The sequence below is a fragment of the Asticcacaulis sp. genome, assembly GCF_047605585.1.
In the GTDB taxonomy this organism is placed as follows: domain Bacteria; phylum Pseudomonadota; class Alphaproteobacteria; order Caulobacterales; family Caulobacteraceae; genus Asticcacaulis.
In genome coordinates this window covers 137,719-155,459 of sequence record NZ_JASGFK010000008.1, presented here as the reverse complement: position 1 = coordinate 155,459, position 17,741 = coordinate 137,719, and the positions used below count along the sequence as shown (strand labels likewise).

General features: G+C 60.6%; 12 protein-coding genes. 5 read left to right on the top strand and 7 right to left on the bottom strand.

Features of this window, described 5'->3' with window-relative positions; translation table 11 throughout:
* The first annotated feature begins 192 nt into the window (after positions 1-192).
* Both QM647_RS16525 and QM647_RS16520 read left to right on the top strand, forming a co-directional pair.
* A complete protein-coding gene (locus QM647_RS16525; protein ID WP_414996653.1) occupies positions 193-1,197 on the top strand; it encodes a 4-hydroxyproline epimerase in 1,005 nt (334 codons plus the stop codon).
* Positions 1,198-1,231: 34 nt separating this feature from the next.
* Positions 1,232-2,302 carry an alpha/beta fold hydrolase gene (locus QM647_RS16520; protein WP_414996652.1) on the top strand — a complete coding sequence of 357 codons (1,071 nt, stop codon included), beginning with the start codon at positions 1,232-1,234 and terminating at the stop codon, positions 2,300-2,302.
* Here QM647_RS16520 and QM647_RS16515 read toward each other — a convergent pair.
* From QM647_RS16515 to QM647_RS16495, 5 genes are all read right to left on the bottom strand, one after another.
* Entirely contained in the window at positions 2,299-2,766 is a 468-nt protein-coding gene (locus QM647_RS16515; protein WP_414996651.1) for a YybH family protein, read from the bottom strand. The genes QM647_RS16520 and QM647_RS16515 overlap by 4 nt on opposite strands.
* 11 nt (positions 2,767-2,777) lie before the next feature.
* A complete protein-coding gene (locus QM647_RS16510) occupies positions 2,778-3,791 on the bottom strand; it encodes an Ldh family oxidoreductase (protein ID WP_414996650.1) in 1,014 nt (337 codons plus the stop codon).
* 28 nt (positions 3,792-3,819) lie between these two features.
* Positions 3,820-4,584: a FadR/GntR family transcriptional regulator gene (locus QM647_RS16505; protein WP_414996649.1), complete on the bottom strand. Its 765-nt coding sequence runs from the start codon at positions 4,582-4,584 to the stop codon at positions 3,820-3,822.
* 116 nt (positions 4,585-4,700) lie between these two features.
* On the bottom strand, positions 4,701-6,551 hold the full coding sequence (locus QM647_RS16500; RefSeq protein WP_414996648.1) for an Svx/AvrXca family virulence/avirulence protein: 1,851 nt from the start codon (positions 6,549-6,551) through the stop codon (positions 4,701-4,703).
* A gap of 12 nt (positions 6,552-6,563) precedes the next feature.
* Entirely contained in the window at positions 6,564-8,933 is a 2,370-nt protein-coding gene (locus tag QM647_RS16495; RefSeq protein ID WP_414996647.1) for a beta-L-arabinofuranosidase domain-containing protein, read from the bottom strand.
* A gap of 406 nt (positions 8,934-9,339) precedes the next feature.
* On the opposite strand from QM647_RS16495, the gene QM647_RS16490 reads away from it, so the two are divergent.
* On the top strand, positions 9,340-12,156 hold the full coding sequence (locus tag QM647_RS16490; RefSeq protein WP_414996646.1) for a TonB-dependent receptor: 2,817 nt from the start codon (positions 9,340-9,342) through the stop codon (positions 12,154-12,156).
* Between the two features lie 70 nt (positions 12,157-12,226).
* On the opposite strand, the gene QM647_RS16485 is transcribed toward QM647_RS16490, so the two are convergent.
* Positions 12,227-13,231, bottom strand: coding sequence for a cupin-like domain-containing protein (locus QM647_RS16485; RefSeq protein ID WP_414996645.1), 1,005 nt, complete (start codon positions 13,229-13,231; stop codon positions 12,227-12,229).
* The gene (locus QM647_RS16480) at positions 13,228-14,739 is read right to left on the bottom strand and encodes a tryptophan halogenase family protein (protein ID WP_414996644.1); all 1,512 of its coding nucleotides are present in this window, start codon (positions 14,737-14,739) and stop codon (positions 13,228-13,230) included. The genes QM647_RS16485 and QM647_RS16480 overlap by 4 nt, the downstream gene beginning before the upstream one ends.
* Before the next feature lie 142 nt (positions 14,740-14,881).
* Between QM647_RS16480 and QM647_RS16475 the strand changes: the two genes are divergently transcribed.
* Complete coding sequence (locus QM647_RS16475) at positions 14,882-15,433, top strand: hypothetical protein (RefSeq protein ID WP_414996643.1); 552 nt, start codon at positions 14,882-14,884, stop codon at positions 15,431-15,433.
* Positions 15,434-15,460: 27 nt separating this feature from the next.
* The gene (locus QM647_RS16470; protein WP_414996642.1) at positions 15,461-17,740 is read left to right on the top strand and encodes a prolyl oligopeptidase family serine peptidase; all 2,280 of its coding nucleotides are present in this window, start codon (positions 15,461-15,463) and stop codon (positions 17,738-17,740) included.
* Position 17,741 lies beyond the last annotated feature (1 nt).

Below are 17,741 nucleotides of genomic sequence, written 5' to 3'. Positions count from 1 at the left end.
CGCTGACCGGCGCCCGTCGCGCCGAAGTCACCGCCATGGTCGAAAAGGCTGCCGCAACGCGCCCGTCGCTCAAAATTACCAAGGCCGCCTAAGCAGTCTTTAATCCTGCCGGCTCGCTTGTCCGACAGGCTGTAATATCTGATAGAGGCGGTTCGCTTTTTTGCGGGCCGCCTTTTTTCGTCCGGAGTTTTCATGCGCCACACCTTTTTCTGCATCGACGGCCACACGGCCGGCAACCCTGTCCGCCTCGTCGCCGGTGGTGCGCCCCTGCTGAAGGGCTCGAACATGTCCGAGCGCCGCCAGGATTTCCTGGAGCGGTTCGACTGGATCCGCACGGGCCTGTGCTTCGAGCCGCGCGGTCACGACATGATGTCGGGCGGTTTCCTCTATCCGCCGACCCAAGCCGATACCGACGCCGGCATCCTGTTTATCGAGACCTCCGGCTGCCTGCCGATGTGCGGCCACGGCACCATCGGCATGGTGACCTTCGCGCTCGAAAACGGTCTCGTCACCCCGCGCACGCCGGGCAAGCTGAAGCTGGAAGTGCCCGCCGGTGTGATCAATATCGATTATACGGTGAGCGGCAGCAAGGTGACCTCGGTGAAGATCACCAATGTGCCGGCCTATCTGGCCCAGACTGGTATCGAGATCGATGTGCCGGACTTCGGCAAGCTGACGCTCGATGTCTCCTACGGTGGCAACTATTACGCCATTATCGAACCGACCGCCGATGGCCCCTATACCGGGCTGGACGATCTGGGCGCGGCCCGCATCATCGAACTGAGTCGTGTGATCCGCCAGCTCGTGCGCGAAAAGTACGAGCCGGTCCACCCGGTTGATCCGACCATTCGCGGCGTCAGCCACGTCCTGTGGGCCGACAAGCCAAAGAGCGCCGACGCCGACGGCCGCAACGCTGTTTTCTACGGTGAGCGCGCCATCGACCGCTCGCCCTGCGGCACCGGCACTTCAGCGCGTCTGGCGCACCTGCACGCCAAGGGCAAGCTGAAAAAGGGCGACCGTTTCGTCCACGAAAGCTATATCTGCAGCCAGTTCATCGGCCGCGTCGAAGACGAGGTCATGCTGGGCGACCAGAAGGCGATCATCCCCTCTATCGAGGGTTCGGCCATCTCGACCGGCTTCAACAATATCTGGATCGACCGCGAAGACAAGTTCTGGGCGGGCTTCCAGGTCACCTGAGCCTAAAACCAGCGCAAGTATTGAGGAGTTGGAAATGAAGTCTTTTATGCTTGCGCTGGCCCTGATGACCGCGCCGATAGCGGTCCATGCGGCCACGCCGTGGCCGACGCAGGAAGGCGATTACATCGCCCATGGTTTTCACTTTGGCGCCGGCGAAACGCTCGCGGATCTGAAGCTGCACTATACGACGCTCGGTCAGCCGCACCGCAATGCGCAAGGCGAGATCGATAATGCCGTCATGGTGCTGCACGGCACCGGCGGCACCGGCAAGCAGTTCCTGGCCTCCTATTTCGCCGATGAGCTTTATGGCCCCGGCCAGCCGCTCGATATCCGCAAATACTATGTCATCCTGCCGGATAATATCGGCCATGGCGGCTCGTCCAAACCGTCGGATGGCCTGCATATGGCCTTCCCGAAATACGACTATGACGACATGGTGGAGGCGCAGCGCCGCCTTTTGACCGAGGGGCTGGGGGTCAAGCACCTGCGCCTGATCATCGGCACCTCGATGGGTTGCATGCACATCTTCGTCTGGGGCGAGGCGCATCCGGATTTCGCTTCGGCCCTGATGCCGCTGGCCTGCGAGCCGGTGGAGATCGCCGGGCTGAACCGCATGTGGCGGCAGATGATCATCGACGGCATCGAGGCCGATCCGGCGTGGATGGGCGGCGAATACAAGACTCAGCCGCAGTTGGGCCTGCGCACGGCGTCATCGGTTTCGGTCATTGCCGGGGCGGCGCCGCTGAACCTGCAGGCCAAGGCCCCGACGCGTGACCAGTCCATCGCGATGGAGCGCGAGCGCGTATCACGCGACATGGCCGGCCGGGACGCCAATGACATGATCTATCAGTTCGATTCGTCGCGGAACTACAATCCGTGGGCCGATATCGAAAAGATCGCCGTGCCGACGATGTGGATCAACTCGGCCGACGACTTCATCAATCCGCGCAATTTCGACTTCCCGGCGCAGGTGGTGAAGCGCAATCCCAATGTCCGCTTCCGGTTGATCCCGGAAAGCGCCGAGACCACCGGCCATGGCACCCATACGCGCGCCGTCTTCTGGAAGGACGATCTGATCGACCTTCTGAAGCGGACGGAGCCTTAATTCGCTGCCGGCACTTCGTAGGCGGAGACATGGTTGAGGGCGATCACCCAATGGCCGTCAACCTTGCGGAACAGGCGCGTATTGACGCCTTCCATGGCGTGCTGCGGCCGTTCGAGATGGAAACGGCCGATCAGCTGTGCCGCGTCAGGCGCCAGGATTTCGATTTTCATGTCATAGAAATGCAGGGTGCCGCGCGTTTCAGGTGAGGCGCCGTAATCGCGGACATAGTGATCGAGCGTGCCCTGCCAATCTGCCTGGAACCGCCCGCCGGACACGAAAACGACGTCCGGGTTTTTGAAACCGGCCATGTAGCCCTTGAAATCACCCTGGTTCCACGCTGTTTCCATATTGGCGATCACGGTGAGGATGGCCTGTTTGTCGGCCTCCGCCGAGGCGGTCTGCGCTTTTGCGGGCAGGGTCAGGGCCAAGCTCAGCAGGCCGAGGGTCAGAAGCAGGGCTTTCATGGCAGTTTCCTTTAGTGGAGCAGGGCGAGGATATCCTTGTAGAGCTGTTCGGGGATGGTGATCGTGCCGGAAGCGAGGCTGCGGGCGCGGGCCTCGTAGCGGCGCTGAGAGGGCAGGCGGGCGCCCTGATCGACAATGGCTTCGAACAGCTTTTCGGCGCGAGCGCTGTGCAGGTCCGCCGAGGGGCCCATGAAGACTTGCGGATCGATGGCGATGACCAGTTCGCCGTGATAGGGGGTGGCGCCGGCGCCCTTGTCATAGGCCTGGGATTCGAGGCTCAGCAGGTCGCCGATCAGCGGGCCGGCCATCAGCTCGATCATGGCGGAAAGCGCTGAGCCCTTGTGGCCGCCGAAGGTCAGCATGGCCCCAGCCATGGCTTCGGTCGGGTCGGTGGTGGGGTGGCCTTCCGTATCGACCGCCCAGCCTTCGGGGATCGGCTTGCCGGCGCGGCGGTGCAGTTCGATCTCGCCGCGCGCCGCGGCGCTGGTAGCGAAATCGAAGACGAAGGGATTTTGGCCGGGGCGCGGCCAGGCGAAGGCCAGCGGATTGGTGCCAAAGACGCCCTTGGTGCCGCCGAAGGGGGCCACCCAGCTATGGCTCGGCGTCAGGGCCAGCCCAACCAGGCCTTGCGCCGCGATGGCCTCGACCTCCGGCCACAAGGCCGAGAAGTGGTAGCAGTGATTGATGGCCAGCGCCGCTATGCCTTGTTTGCGGGCTTTTTCCGCCAGGACGGGCAGGCCGGTTTCGAAGGCCAGCAGGGAATAGGCGCCCTTCGCATCGACACGCACCAGACCAGGGGCGACGTCATGCAACTCGGGCAGGGCATCGGCCGAGACCTTGCCGCTTTTCAGGGTGTGGGTGCAGACCAGCAGGCGGTAGAGGCCGTGCGAATGGCATTCGTCGCGCTGGCCGGCATTGATATTGCGCGCGATAGCGCCGGCATGTTCGGGCGAGAAGCCGTTCTTTTCCAGGATATTGATGCTCAGGCTCAGGGCCTCGTCCAGCGTCAGGGTCTGGTGGCTCACTTGGGTACTCCGGTCTTGTTGGATAGGGTCAGGATTGCATGGAAAGCGCCGTGTCTTCCTGTGCCAGAAGCAGCAGGGTGACGGCGGCATGGCGTGCGGCTTCAGGGTCCTTTGCCTTGATCGCCTGCAGCAGGCGCATATGATCGGGCACGGGATCGCGCGGCAGTTCGCGGTGGCGCTGCTTGAAGATGCTGGCCCAGCGGGCGGCGGCGCCGATGCCGCTGGCCAGCGAAATAAAGGTCTCGTTGCGCGTCGCTTCGAGGATGACGGTGTGGAAGTGCTTGTCAGCGGCCAGGCCGGCTTCGGAAGCCAGGGTCTTTTCACTCATGATCTCCAGGGCCTTTTCCATTTCGCTGACCTGGGCCTCGGTGCGGCGAACCGCGGCCATGGCGGCAGCGGCGGGTTCGACCACCATGCGCAGCTCGAACAGGTCATGGATGAAGGAGGGACTGGGTTCGCTCTGGAAGAACCAGGCCAGGACGTCGGGATCGAGCAGATTCCAGGAGGAACGGGCGCTGACCACGGTGCCGGCCTTGGTGCGGCTGACCAGCATGCCCTTGGCGGCCAGGATGCGCGTGGCTTCGCGATAGGAAGAGCGGGAGATGCCGAGGCGTTCGGCGGATTCGAACTCGGTCGGCAGTTTCTTGCCCGGGGCATAGCGGCCAGAAACGATGGCGCGGCCGAGATCGCTGGCCGCCTTGTTATGAATATTGTTCAGGTCGGGATGGCCGTATTCTTCAGCCAGATCAGGGGGGATCTCTGTGCCGATCTGCGGGCGGTGCGCCTTGTTCATACGGTATGATTCCGATTTCGAGCCTGTCGGTATACCATATACAAGTTTTTTTTGGTCTTGTCGCGAAAAAGAAACAGCCCGGTTACGGCCGGGGCTTTCCTGTTCAGGAGCCCGTCTCAGGGACGCCAGGCATAGGGGGCGGTGGCGGTCACTTCCGGCACCGGGGCGGTCAGGTCGCCGCCCTGTTTCGGGTCGGTTTGCGATGACTGGTCGACAAAGCCGCTGTAGACGCCCTTGCTGAGTTTGGGCCCGCCGCGCACCTCGGCATCGCCCAGGATCTCCGCCGTGCCGGACAGTTCGGTGCCGGGTTCGAAGCCGCCGATGCCGAGGAAGGTGGTCTCGACCCTGGCATTGTCCTTTACGGTCACGCCGTTATCGATGACACTCATGGCGCCGATGACCGCATTGCCGGAGACCGTGCCGCCGCGCACCAGGGCATGGTCTTCGATGCGGGCATTGCCCTTGACCGTGCCGCCGGTGACACGGGCATAGGGGCCGACATAGACCGACGCATCGACATGGGCGGCATTGCTGACCCAGCCGCCGCCATTGACCTGGATATGGCCATTTGCACCGGGCGTGTAGCCCGGTTCAAAACCTTGGGGCATGGCACCCGTTAGCTGCACCATCCACGGATAGCGGTAGATCGAATAATAGGCCTGATCCCACTGTATCTTCTGCTGGCTGGCGGGCGTGCCGACCACGACCATATAGACCGCTTGGTCGCCGGGCTTGAGATCGAAGGCCAGGTCGCCATCGGCGCCGCCCATCAGCGGGCCATAGCGCGGCGTGCCGTCGGCCTGGATGGCGACCATGCCCCAGCGCCAGTCGGATGACGGCTGCGGGATCGCGGCCGGATCATTGGTGAAGCCGGGCAGGGTGGTGGTGGCGGGCGCCGCCTGGACCACGCCGCGGAACCGGACGGTGATCTTTGTGGCGCCGGCATCGGGCATCAGGCGCACAACATTATACCCCCAGCGCTGCGGCGCCCACGCATTGGGCACGGCAAAACGGCGCTGGCCAAGGTCCATCGGATCAAGCGACGTGACGCGCAGCGCGCGCTGGCCTTCGCGCTGATCATAAGAGCCATATTTGGCGCGATAGGTCGGGCTCTGGTCATTGCCGTCGTCGTCGACATAATCCCAGGTGATGCTGCGCAGCGCCCATTCGCCGAACTCGTCATTGAGATCGGCGATCGACCATTTCTGATTGCGCATCAGGGTGCTGAACGGGTCTTCCTCCAGATAGTCGGCCTGGTCGGGCTTCAGGCCATTGGCCCAGATGTCGTTGACTGCCGCATAGCCGTACTTGTCTTTCAGGTATTCGAGGAACTGCCAGTTGCAGTAGCGGTCACGCGTCGAGCCGTAATAGAGGTGCGGGAAATTGACCAGCAGTTCGGAGCAGTGCACCTCATTGCGGTATTCCGGCATCTGGTGGGCCATCCAGTTGGCGTGGCTTTCCCATAGCCAGCCGACATATTTGCCATCACGGAAGCTGCGCGTGGAGCCTTGCAGGGCATGGGTGAATTCGTGCGCCAGACCCCAGTGGTCCTTCAGCGCCAGCGGCCCGATCCACATGCCCATGTCGCGCTCGCCGGTCGGGCCGCCGGTCAGGCCAAAGGTCGGGTCGAGATTGATATTGGCCTTGTGCTTTGTGGCCGTGTCGCAATAGGGCTCAGGGAACTTGATCTGGCCGATGAAGGTGGTCCAGACGGTCTCCAGATATTGCCCGGCCGAGACGGCGTCAGCCATCTGTACGTCGCCGTCCTTCCAGCGGAAGGCGAAGTGCGCGGTCTCGTACTGGACCTTTTGTTCTTCAGGCGTGCCGGAGACCACTGTCCAGTTACCGGCGACGCAGGCAGCAGGCGGGGTTTGTGCCTGGGCCGTCCCGCCGTGTCCGGTCAGGACCGCGCAGGCCGGCAATACGGCGAGGAGGGATACGCGGGCACTTATGAAGCGACGGGACATGGATGGGCTTTCTTAGGCGGCGGTGCCGGCAGGCGCGGCGGTGAACAGCAGGATGTCGAACACCATGGCGGTGGAGCGACCTTCCTTAGGCACCAGCTTGATCGTGACCGAGGTCTTGCCCTGGGTCAGGGCTTCCGGCACCGGATACTGCTCATCGAAGAACTCGCCCGGCTTGATCGGCGTCTTGTGCGAGACATTGGTCAGCAGCTGGCCGTCGATCAGGATGTCGAAATCGCAGCGATCGTCGCCCCAATAGGTCGCCTGCATCACCAGCGGGCCGGGCTTGACGGCCATGGTGAAGGACATGAAGCCGCCGGAGCGGGCGTCACGACCGTTGCGGCCGCGATAGGTGCCGGGCCACGAGACGTCCGATTCGAGATTGTGGTCGCGTTCGGCCTGCATCTCGCCGAGGTGCATGACGTCGACGGAGCGGGCGGCGAGGTCGCGCTGGCGGGCCTGTTCGGCCAGGAAGGCGGCTTCCTCGACCTTCCAGTCGGCCTCGTTGAAGGCCTTGAAATAGACGGCGCTGCGGCGTTCCCACTGGCTATAGAAGGGCACGATCTTCAGTTCGCCCGGCCGGCCGATGCCGACGGTTTTGAACTCGGCCTTCTCGATCGCCACCGGCGCGAAGCCGGCCAGCAGGTCATTGCCCACCAAGGCCGGATCGGTGGCCTTGTAATCCTCATCGACCGAGGCGAGATCGGCGGCCATGACCATCGGGCCGCGCAGGATCGCCACCACGCCCGGATTATCCGAGGTCGGTTCGATATGCAGATCCATCGGCAGGTCGAGCGCCAGGCTGTCGCCCGCTTGCCAGACGCGGTCGACGATCAGATAGCCATTGTCGCGTGCCGCCTCGACCGGCTTGCCATTGAGCTTGAGCGCGGCGGTGCGCGCCCAGCCAGGCACGCGCAGGGCCAGCTTGAAACGCGCCGGACGGCGCAGGCTGGTCAGGTTCAGCTTGACCGCACCCTCATAGGGATAGCCGGTATCGAGGCGTAAGGACGCGCCCTTGGCCGCCCACTTGGCGGTGGAGGGGATATAGAGATTGACGAACAGGGTATCGGCCGTCTGCCAGTAGATGGACTCCGCATGCTTGGCGTGGCTTTCCATGCCGGTGCCGTGGCAGCAGGTCCAGTTATCGACCGGATCGGAGAAGCCGCGGGCGGCGCCGGTGAACAACGGCGTCATATAGGAGAACATGCCGGTCTTCGGGTTCTGCTGCGCCATGACGTGATTGAGGTGCGCGCGCTCGAAATAGTCGAAATAGGCGGCATCCGGCGACCAGCGATACAGGTCGCGGGTCAGCTTCATCATATTGTAGGTGGCGCAATGCTCGCAGGTCGCCTCGGTGATATGCTTCGAGATGGTATCCGGCTCGAAGAAGTATTCGCGATCGCCATTGCCACCGATGACGAATGAATGGTGTTTCGTCACGCGCTCCCAGAAGAAGGCGGAGGCGGTGTGGTAATCGGCCTTGCCGGTGACATCGTACAGACGCGCCAGGCCCAGTACCTTCGGGATATTGGTGTTGGAGTGGATATTGGCCAGCTTGTCCTGCTGGGCCACCAGCGAATCCAAGACCTTGTGATGGTAGAGGCGCTCCGACAGTTTCAGCCAGCGCGGATCATTGGTGCGCTGATAAAGTTCGGCGAAGCTGTCATTGATGCCGCCGTGCTCGCAATTCAGCACTTCCTGCACCTGGGCGTCGGTGAGGGCGGCGAACACCTTGTCGATATAGCCGCCGAGATTGACGGCGACGGGGATGGCCTTGTCGAGACCGCAGAAGGTCTGGGCGTCATAGAGGCCGCCATAGAGCTTGTGCCAGTTATAGAAGGGCACCCAGCAGCCATTGAGATCGAAACCGGCGGAGCGGATGTCGCCGGCCATGATTTCCGGGAAGATCTCCTTGCCATCGACGACCGTGCCGTCCTTGCGCTTGCGCAGGAAGCCGGCGACATAGCCATCGCCCTGCATACCCTGGACCAGGGCCAGCTCATCGATGACGTAGGCGGCGCGTTGTTTCAGCACCGGATCGCCGGTCTGGGCGTACATAAGAGATATGGCCGAGAGATAGTGGCCCAGGCTGTGGCCGGCGATGGTGTCCTGCTCCCAGCCGCCATAGGCTTCGGCCTTGGGTTTCAGGCCTGCGCCCTTGCGGAAATTATGCAGAAACCGGTCGGGCTCCAGCGTCACCAGATAGGTGTGGTTGACATCAAGTGCGGTTTTATAGGGAGAGGGCAGGAGGCGGACATCCGACAGCGGCAGGGACGCGATCTCGCCTTGTTTGACACCTTGTGCGGCCGCGAAGGGCGAGAGGGTCAGCGCCGTAAGCGCGGCCGTTGAGGTCAGGAAGTGCCTGCGCGTGCCAGAAAAAGTCATGAAATCCACCTTATGTTGTCTGACAATTTGTATACGATATACGTCGGGAGGCAAGTCAAAAGTGGCTTTTTGAGGCTAAGGCCGGTTGAGTCGCTGAAGGCGGGTTGGGGCGATTTTCAGCAGTTGCTATGACAAAAAGAACCGGCTTTGGAGGCGGGGGAGAAAAAGGCAAATTATGAATTTTATAACACATTGAAACAAAATGATTATATTTTGGAGGCCGGAATGACATCGTCGGACAAATTGGCATTTCTTGTGCGAAATCGCTGTTGCATATCCGCAACGTACATTTGTCATGTTATTAAAAATGCCTTGAAATTGACGTATATCGTATAAAATATTTTGACGGCCCCGCAATTTCATGTCCTGTGTGTCACATCAGGTTTTTGAAAACGGGGACTATTGTATGTTTACGACACCTAAGAGTAAGACGATCCTGTTGGCCGCGACCGGCCTGGCCGCCGCTATGATGTGCGCGCCAGCCCTGGCCCAGGAAACGACCACAACCACGACGGAACCCACCGCCGCCGAAAAGGCCGCCACGGCCAAGGCCGAGGCCGGAAGCGATGAAGTCATCATCGTCAAAGGGCTCCGCAAGAGCCTTCAGTCCTCGACGGACAAAAAGCGGAAGGCTGGCCAGATTTCGGAAACCATTACCGCTGAAGACGCTGGCAAGCTGCCAGACAACAATGTGATCGAGGCCTTGGCCCACGTCACCGGCGTGCAAATTACGCGTTCACATGGCGAAGGTGACAGCATTTCAATCCGGGGCATGGACGACGTTCAGACCACGGTCAATGGCTCCCCTGCTTCAAACGGCACTGGCCGCAGCATTTCGCTGAACGATGTGCCCGCCGAATTGATCAAATCGGTCACAGTTTACAAGACACGCACGGCCGATCAGGTTGAAGGCGGCTTTGCCGGCACGGTCAATGTCGATCTGCGCCGCCCGCTCGACCTGAAGAAGGGCTGGACTTTGGCGGGCAGCTTCCGTGAAGTCTACGGTGATATCGGGGATACTAAGAGCCCCTATACTTCGGCTCTGATCGCCAAGCGTTTTGACACCAGCATCGGTGAAATGGGCTTCCTGGTCAACTTGTCCTATCAGGAAAACAACTACAACGAACAGTACGTCCAGAGCGAGACGCCGCAGACCTTCTGGGGCGCTCAATTGACCAGCCTGCCGGCCGACCATCAGGACGCTATTGGCCTCTATCGCATCCAATATGGCGTGGACAGTGGCAAGATTCGCCGTCCGTCTCTGAACGCTTCCTATCAGTGGCGCGTTAATGATAATCTGGATTTCGTGCTCGAAGGCTCGATGTTCAATGCGACGGAAAATCGCTCTTACAGCGCCATGAATACGCGCCTGAAGGACAGCCCGGCAGTCCTGTCCGATGTTGTTTATGCAGCGGATGGCAAGACCATCCTCTCCATGACCGAAACGGACCCGAACCTCACGGACACCTCCGTAATGCCTGTTGGTTCTGTTTCTCGCGATGACTATAACAAGACCGAAAACAACCGCATCAATTTCGAAGCGCACTGGCATAACGACAACACCACGGTCAATTTAGGTGTTTACAAGGATACGAGCAGCTTCGACAACCAATGGTACACGACGTGGCTGACCCTGGATGGCCTCGCTTCTATGAAGGTCGACACAAATTCGTCGAATGTCGAAGGCGGCGGTCCTTATGTTGCCTATTACGACGCCAGCGGCAATGCGCTCGATCTGAGTGATGCCAGCAACTACAACGCCTACTTCGTCGAAAACGGCAAATCCTTCACCGACAGTTCGGAGACGGCCTGGAACATCGATGTCACGCATCGGTTCAGCGACGACAAATTTGTTCGCAGCGTGCAGTTCGGGGTGCGCAAGTCGGATCGCGAACTGACCACGGCTTACGGCTATCGTTACGCCTATTTCAACGATGTGGCCGTGACGGACTTCCCTGGTGGGTCTGATCTGGACCTCGTGAGTGTTGGTGTCGGCGGTACGAACGCGCCGAGCTGGTACCGTATCTCGCGTCAATCCGTTCTGAATAACTGGGATGCCATCCGTGCCTACGCCAATACGCCAGGCAATACTTGGGAAACCGGTGGGTCGGGTGGTTGGGCCGATGCGACAGTTTCCACCGAGCGCTTGATGAGCAGCTACACATCGAGCGAAAAGACGGCGGCGATCTACGCTCAACTGAACTATGGTTTCAAAGCCTGGGATTTCCCGGTCGATGGTTCCATCGGCGGCCGTTCTGTTCATACCTGGGGCCAAAGCTTGGCTTCGCAATACATGAAGTCTGGTGAAATCGTGGATTCTGTGCGCGCCGGTGAGGGCACAGATTTCATGCCGAATGTCAATGCGATCATTCACTTCTCGCCGAAGCTGCAGCTGCGTCTGGCCTATACGGTCAATATTCAGCGCCCAAGCTTCAATGACATGAACTCGTTCGTTTACCTGTACGATACCACCAACCACTACGGCTGGGGTGGCAACCCGGACCTGAAGCCGAACGAGGAAAAGAACTACGACGCCTCGCTGGAATACTATTTCGGCCGCGGTGGTATCCTCTCGGCGGCGGTATACGATAAGAAGCCCAGCAACTTCTTCGTTTGGGGCAAGCAGCAGAACGTACCCACGGATGATGACAACGATCCGTCGACACCCGATGTGAGCTACACCATCTATCGCGCCATGAATGGCGGTCCGGGCGAGTACAAGGGTATTGAGCTGAATGCCCAAGGCTTCTTCGACTTCCTGCCTTCGCCCTGGAACAACTTTGGTGCCTCTGCCAACCTGACCTATAACTACTATGGTAAGATCGAATACGCCTTCTACAACGGCGAGCCGATCTCGGCAGAGGAAGCGGCGACCATCCCCGGTATCTATGACGCGCCTTACAATTCGAAATATACTTATAACCTGTCAGTTTATTACGAACATGACAAGTGGAGCGCACGCGTGGCTTTCAACCATCGTGACCGTTACCGTAGCGCGCTGGATGGCTATTCGGCCAAGGGGTACAGTACCTATTTTGAGGCTACTGAACGTCTGGATTTTGCTGTGAACTATACGCCTGTCAAGTGGATGACCGTATCTCTCGAAGGTACCAATCTGCTGGGGGACAGCGATGCAGCGACCTATGGGGCCAATTCAATTCTGAATGCAGGCACGCGCGTCGGTGCGAAAACGGTCCAGCTCAGTGCACGCTTCCGCTATTAAACGGAAACCGATGGCTTAAAAAGAAATCCCCCGCCGGTCTGCCGGCGGGGGATTTTTTATGTTGTGAACTTTAGAAGCGCTTAGGGCCGCCGAGAAAGAATGACTTGAGCTGAGCCATTTCCTGTGGAGTCAGGTCGGAATTGAAAGCGCCCCTGACATGTTTGGGCAGGTGGCCGGTCGGATCGCCGTCGAAGACAAAATAATCCATCATTTCGCGCCAGGCCTTGCGCTGTCCCTCTGGCATGGAGCGGAAGGCCAAACCCGCGATATGCAGAGCGGCGATCGGATCGACCAGATCCGGGCGGGCGTCGTTCCACCAGTAATTGACCAGCATGTTGAGCGGGCCGGTGGTCTGGACATGGTGCCACCACAGGGGCGGAATGAACAATCCGTCGCCGGGCGAAAGCCGGGCGGTCAGGGCGTGAGCCTGTGCTTCGTCCAGATGCGGGTAGCGCTGCGCATCAGGCGCTTCCAGCGAGGCCATGCTGATCGGCACGCCCGCCGGTGAGCGATCGAGCGGACCGGGATAGAGGTTTGCGGTCTGGTCGGGCGGGAAGAGGGTGAAGACCTTTTCGCCTGCCACATGGACGGCAATATTGCTGGTATAGTCGAAGTGGGTCTGGGTGCGCAGGGTATTGCCGATCCACAGGCGCGGACGGACCGCTGCATCCAGCAACGGCATGGCCAGTTCGGCGGCCAGGCCCGGTGCGAACTGGTCCACTGGCTGCGCCTGGAGATAGACCGACTCGCTTTCCGTCTGACCCATGTGGGACAGGCACCAGCCGACAATGAAGCTCAGTGTGCCGCGATGGGTCTGGTAGTTCAGACCGGTCAGGTCTTCATTATAGAAGAACTGGCCCTTCAGTTCCTTGCGCGCCACCGAGACATTGGCCTCCTTGCCGCTGTCGAACTGGCGCAGATAGTCACCCAGGGCTTTTGACGAGTCGTGCGCCGCCCGTACCGCCGGCCATTGCGTGACAATGCCTTTGAGAATGACAGGCTGCCCGGCATAGCGGATTTCGGTGTCGAAGGTGGCGCGATCGATGTTTTCGATGACGCGGACGGGCCGGTTCATGCTCTGACGAGCGCCGGCGAGGGGCAGGCCCGGGCGATATAGACCTCGTGGCCAGGCATGGCATTGGCCAGGCCGGCGCTGCCTTCTTTCACCCGGTCCATACGCCAGCGGAACTCGTCTTCCGGCATCAGGTCGGCAATCGGATGATAAGATTTGGGCATCAGGCCCTGCCCGGCCAGGACGGCGAACCAGCTGGCTTCCTTGAACAGTTCGTTGGGCTGGACCAGCGAACGATTGCCTTGTTCGAAGCTTTCCAGCCGCGCCTTCAGGCTGTCGGGAATATCCATATGCTTGCAGTAGGCCCAGAAGGGCGTGTCCTCGCGCTCGGTCACCTTGTAGTGGGCGATCAGGAAGTCCTTCACATCGTTATAGGCGAACAGCATCTCGGCATTGAAGCTGTCGCGTAAGCTGTCAGTGATGCGTTCGCGCGGGAAGTGGCGGATCAGCTTCATGATCGCTTCCTGCACCAGATAGATCGAGGTCGATTCCAGGGGTTCGAGGAAGCCGCTGGCCAGGCCCATGGCGATGACGTTGCGGTTCCATTGCTTCTTGCGATGACCGGTGGTGAAGCGTATGACGCGCGGATCGGCCTGCGGCTTGCCATCGAGGCGTTGCAGGATCAGCTCCATGGCCTTGTCTTCCGGAAGGTAGGACTCGCAGAAGACATAGCCGTTGCCGGTGCGGTGCTGGAGCGGGATGCGCCATTGCCAGCCGGCTTCGCGGGCGGTGGAGGTGGTGTAGGGCGTGATGCCGCTGACCTTGTCGCAGGGTACGGCGACGGCGCGGTTACACGGCAGCCATTGCGACCAGTCTTCGTAGCCCGTTTTCAGGGTTTGCTCGATCAGCAGACCGCGGAAGCCGGAGCAGTCGATGAACAGATCGCCCGCTATGGTCTGGCCGTTTTCGAGGGTGACCGAGGCGATATCGCCGGTTTCGGGATGCTGGCTGACGCTGGTGATCTTGCCTTCCTGACGCACCACGCCGCGCGCCTCGCTGTAACGGCGCAGGAACTTGGCATAAAGCGAGGCATCGAAATGGAAGGCGTAGTTGACGTTGGGCGCCTTTGGATTGATCTCGCTCATGCGGCCGAAGCGGCTCATGCGCGCGGCGATGGTCTGCGGGTTGAACAGGCCGAAATCGCCATTACCGCCCGCCAGATGATAGCGCATCCAGTAATGGGTGAAGTTGACATTCATATCGACGCCGTAGACGCCGAACGGGTGGAAATATTCGCTGCCCTCGCGCTTCCAGTTGATGAAGCGGATGCCCAGCTTGAAGGAGGCATTGGTCTCCTTCATGAACTGGTTCTCGTCAATTTCAAGGAGCTGGTTGAACTCCTGGATGGTCGGGATGGTGGCTTCGCCAACGCCGACCGTGCCGATTTCGTCCGACTCGATCAGGGTGAAGCTGTATTTTTGCGTGCCAAAGACTTTCGATAGCGCCGAGGCCGCCATCCATCCGGCTGTGCCACCGCCTACGACCACGATTTTACGAAGAGAGTCCGCCATTTGCCCGTCTCATTACTGTGTCTTTTTTGATTATGACCAGCCAGGCGATGATGTCAATTCGGCGGTATATCGTATAAAATATTTGACACATTTGAGAAACCGTGCGGAATAAAGTCTGACAATAACAGCTGGGGGTTTTGACATGCGTATCGCGGGCTTTTTGGCGTTGGCGGGTGGATTGGTTCTGGCCGGTTTAAGTCCGGCGGCGATGGCCGAAACGGTGACGGTCAAGGTGTCGGGCACAGCCATGCCGTGGGTCATCAAGAAGAAAAACCCCGACCTGCCTTACGGCAAGAACGACGGCACGGCGCCGGCGGTGGCGCCGCTGAAACTAACGGCGGGCATGTCATTGCAGATGACGGCCACCGGCTCGACCACCACGGTGGCCGGCGGCGGCGGCTTCGATCCGGGCGGGCAGCAGGAATTTATCTGTGACGATCATCTGGGCGGTTCGGGGATGCCGTTTCCCAGCATGTATATGGCGCACGGTTTTTACCCCGTGCACCTGAACGAACTGGTGGCCGTGTTTACCGATAGCAAGGGCAAGATCGTCAAGTCGCCCTTTCCCATCGGCACGGGTATGAACATCACTGTGCCCGAAGGCGCCGAGGCTATCCAGTTCGGCCTCAATGACGATATCTATGCTGATAACAGCGGCGAAATCGAAATCACACTCACGGCGGCGGCCCAATAATAATTTCAGAAACGGCGAGACCTATCCATGCGTCCTTTATCCTTTGCTCTTGCCGGCGGCATTTCGCTGCTGGCTCTGTCATCCATGGCTCACGCCGAAACGGCGTCGATCGCCGATCGCTACGCCACGGCGCAATCCTATCTGGCCGGCAAGACCGGTGAACTGGTCACCGATCTGGACCTGCGCGCCCGGTTCGTGGCCGGCGGCGCCAAGGTGCTTTATCGCCATGGGGCGAAAGGGCAGGGGATCATCACCCTGGCCGATACCGCCACGGGGCAGGTGACCGAGCTGACGACGGAAGCCGCGCTCCAGCCTCTGCTGGCGCCGGTCATGGGCGCGGATGCGAAAGGCCCGTTCGATGTGTCTCCGGAAGACTACGACGCCGACAAGCGCCTCCTGACGCTCAATTCCGGCGGCAAGAAACTGATCCTTGATATGGCGGCCAATACCGTCACCAAGGCGCCGATCGAGACGAAGGCTGCCGATGAAGGCGTGGTCTCGCCGGATGGTCTCTATAAGGTGATCCACAAAGGCTATGATCTGGCCCTGGTTGAGATCGCTACGGGCAAGGAAACGGCGCTGACCGCCAATGGCAGCTATGATCAACGCTACGGCATGAACTACCCGATGTTCGCCGATATGGTGGAAGCCAATACCGAGACTCCGCCCATGCCGGTCAGCGTGCAGTGGTCGCCGGATTCGAAGCAGATCCTGACCTATCGTCTGGATCGCAACGGCAGCTATATCTGGCACGGCGTCCAGCCCAATCCGCCGGGCAGCCAACTGCCGCGCCATTTCGACTATGTTTACCCGACCGCCGGCGCTGAAAAGGTGCCGCAGTTCGTACCGGTGGTGATCGATGTGGCGGCCTCGCTGAAAGGTACCGTAGCGCCCAAGGTGTTGAACGTGCCGTCGGATTCCATGCTGTGGCCGGGCGATCCCAATTTCGGCTGGAACAAGGACAAGATCGTCTATCAGTGGACCAAGCGCGGCTATGGCGAACTGGTGCAATACGAGATCGATCCGGCCAGCAATGTGGCGACGATCAAGGTGCGCGAGGCGATCAAGCCGCTGGTCACCGTCACCTCGTCCTCGATCCGCCCGACACCGGAACTGGGCGGCAGCCTGGTCATTTCCGAGCGCACCGGCTGGGCGCAGCTCTATTTCGTCGGCGCCGGCGACAAGCCGGAAGGCGGCAAGGCGCTGACCAAGGGGAGCTGGGAAGTGACCGATGTCGTGCGCGTCGATGACAAGGCGAAGTCGCTGCTGATCACCGGCATCGGCCGTGAGGCGGGCGTCAATCCTTATTTCTCCAGCCTTTATAATGTGAGCTGGGACGGCGCCATCCGCAACCTGACGCCGGAACCGCTGGATCACGATGTCAGCGTGTCGGAAGACGGCAAGACCTTCATCGACCGCATGTCGAGCCCGACCGTACCGACCCGCACCTTGCTGCGCAGCGCCACCGATGGTCATATCATCGCCGAACTGGGCAAGGCCGATCCGTCCGCCCTGCTGGCCAGCGGTTTCACGCCGCCGGAGCCTTTCAGCACCCTGGCCGATGACGGCAAGACCATGCTTTATGGCATGATCTTCCGGCCCAAGAACTTCGATCCGTCGAAGTCCTATCCGGTGATCGAATATGTCTATACCGGCCCGACGACCCATGTGATCGCCGAAGGCTATGGCCGCAATCTCCGCAATCCAGCCGAGGGCATGGCGCAGATCGGCGCCATCGTCGTTGAGGTCGATGCGCGCGGCACCTCGCAGCGCGGCCAGGCCTTCCGCCTGCCGGCCTATCAGAACCTGGGTGAGGTCGGGCTCGACGACCATATCTGGGTGCTGAAGGCGATGAAGGCGAAATACAGCTATTTCGACCTCGACCGCGTCGGCGTGTTCGGCCATTCGGCCGGCGGTTATGACGCGGCGCGCTTCATCCTGCGCCGCCCGGATTTCTACAAGGTGGCTGTGGCAAACTCAGGCAATCAGGATGAGCGGCTGGACAAGGCGTGGTGGCCGGAAGTCTCCATGGGCATCGCGGACGACGCGACCTGGGAGAAGAACTCGAACATCTCCGTGGCGGGTAACCTCAAAGGTCACCTGATGCTGACTCACGGCGATATCGATGACAACGTGCCGGTGGCGGCGACCCTGCGGCTCGATGCGGCCCTGGTGGCGGCCAACAAGCCGCACGAACTGGTTATCTTCGCCAACCGCACGCACAACTCCATCGGGCCCTACTACTGGCGCAAGCACATGGACTTCTTCACGCAGTATCTGCTGAACGAGACCCCGCCGGCGTTCTGAG

Excerpts from the sequence above, each read along its gene's own strand:
- QM647_RS16515 (WP_414996651.1), bottom strand. The coding sequence starts at position 2,766 with ATGAAAGCCCTGCTTCTGACCCTCGGCCTGCTGAGCTTGGCCCTGACC.
- QM647_RS16470 (WP_414996642.1), top strand. The coding sequence starts at position 15,461 with ATGCGTCCTTTATCCTTTGCTCTTGCCGGCGGCATTTCGCTGCTGGCT.
- QM647_RS16525 (WP_414996653.1), top strand. The coding sequence starts at position 193 with ATGCGCCACACCTTTTTCTGCATCGACGGCCACACGGCCGGCAACCCT.
- QM647_RS16490 (WP_414996646.1), top strand. The coding sequence starts at position 9,340 with ATGTTTACGACACCTAAGAGTAAGACGATCCTGTTGGCCGCGACCGGC.
- QM647_RS16485 (WP_414996645.1), bottom strand. The coding sequence starts at position 13,231 with ATGAACCGGCCCGTCCGCGTCATCGAAAACATCGATCGCGCCACCTTC.
- QM647_RS16500 (WP_414996648.1), bottom strand. The coding sequence starts at position 6,551 with ATGTCCCGTCGCTTCATAAGTGCCCGCGTATCCCTCCTCGCCGTATTG.
- QM647_RS16495 (WP_414996647.1), bottom strand. The coding sequence starts at position 8,933 with ATGACTTTTTCTGGCACGCGCAGGCACTTCCTGACCTCAACGGCCGCG.
- QM647_RS16480 (WP_414996644.1), bottom strand. The coding sequence starts at position 14,739 with ATGGCGGACTCTCTTCGTAAAATCGTGGTCGTAGGCGGTGGCACAGCC.
- QM647_RS16520 (WP_414996652.1), top strand. The coding sequence starts at position 1,232 with ATGAAGTCTTTTATGCTTGCGCTGGCCCTGATGACCGCGCCGATAGCG.
- QM647_RS16505 (WP_414996649.1), bottom strand. The coding sequence starts at position 4,584 with ATGAACAAGGCGCACCGCCCGCAGATCGGCACAGAGATCCCCCCTGAT.
- QM647_RS16475 (WP_414996643.1), top strand. The coding sequence starts at position 14,882 with ATGCGTATCGCGGGCTTTTTGGCGTTGGCGGGTGGATTGGTTCTGGCC.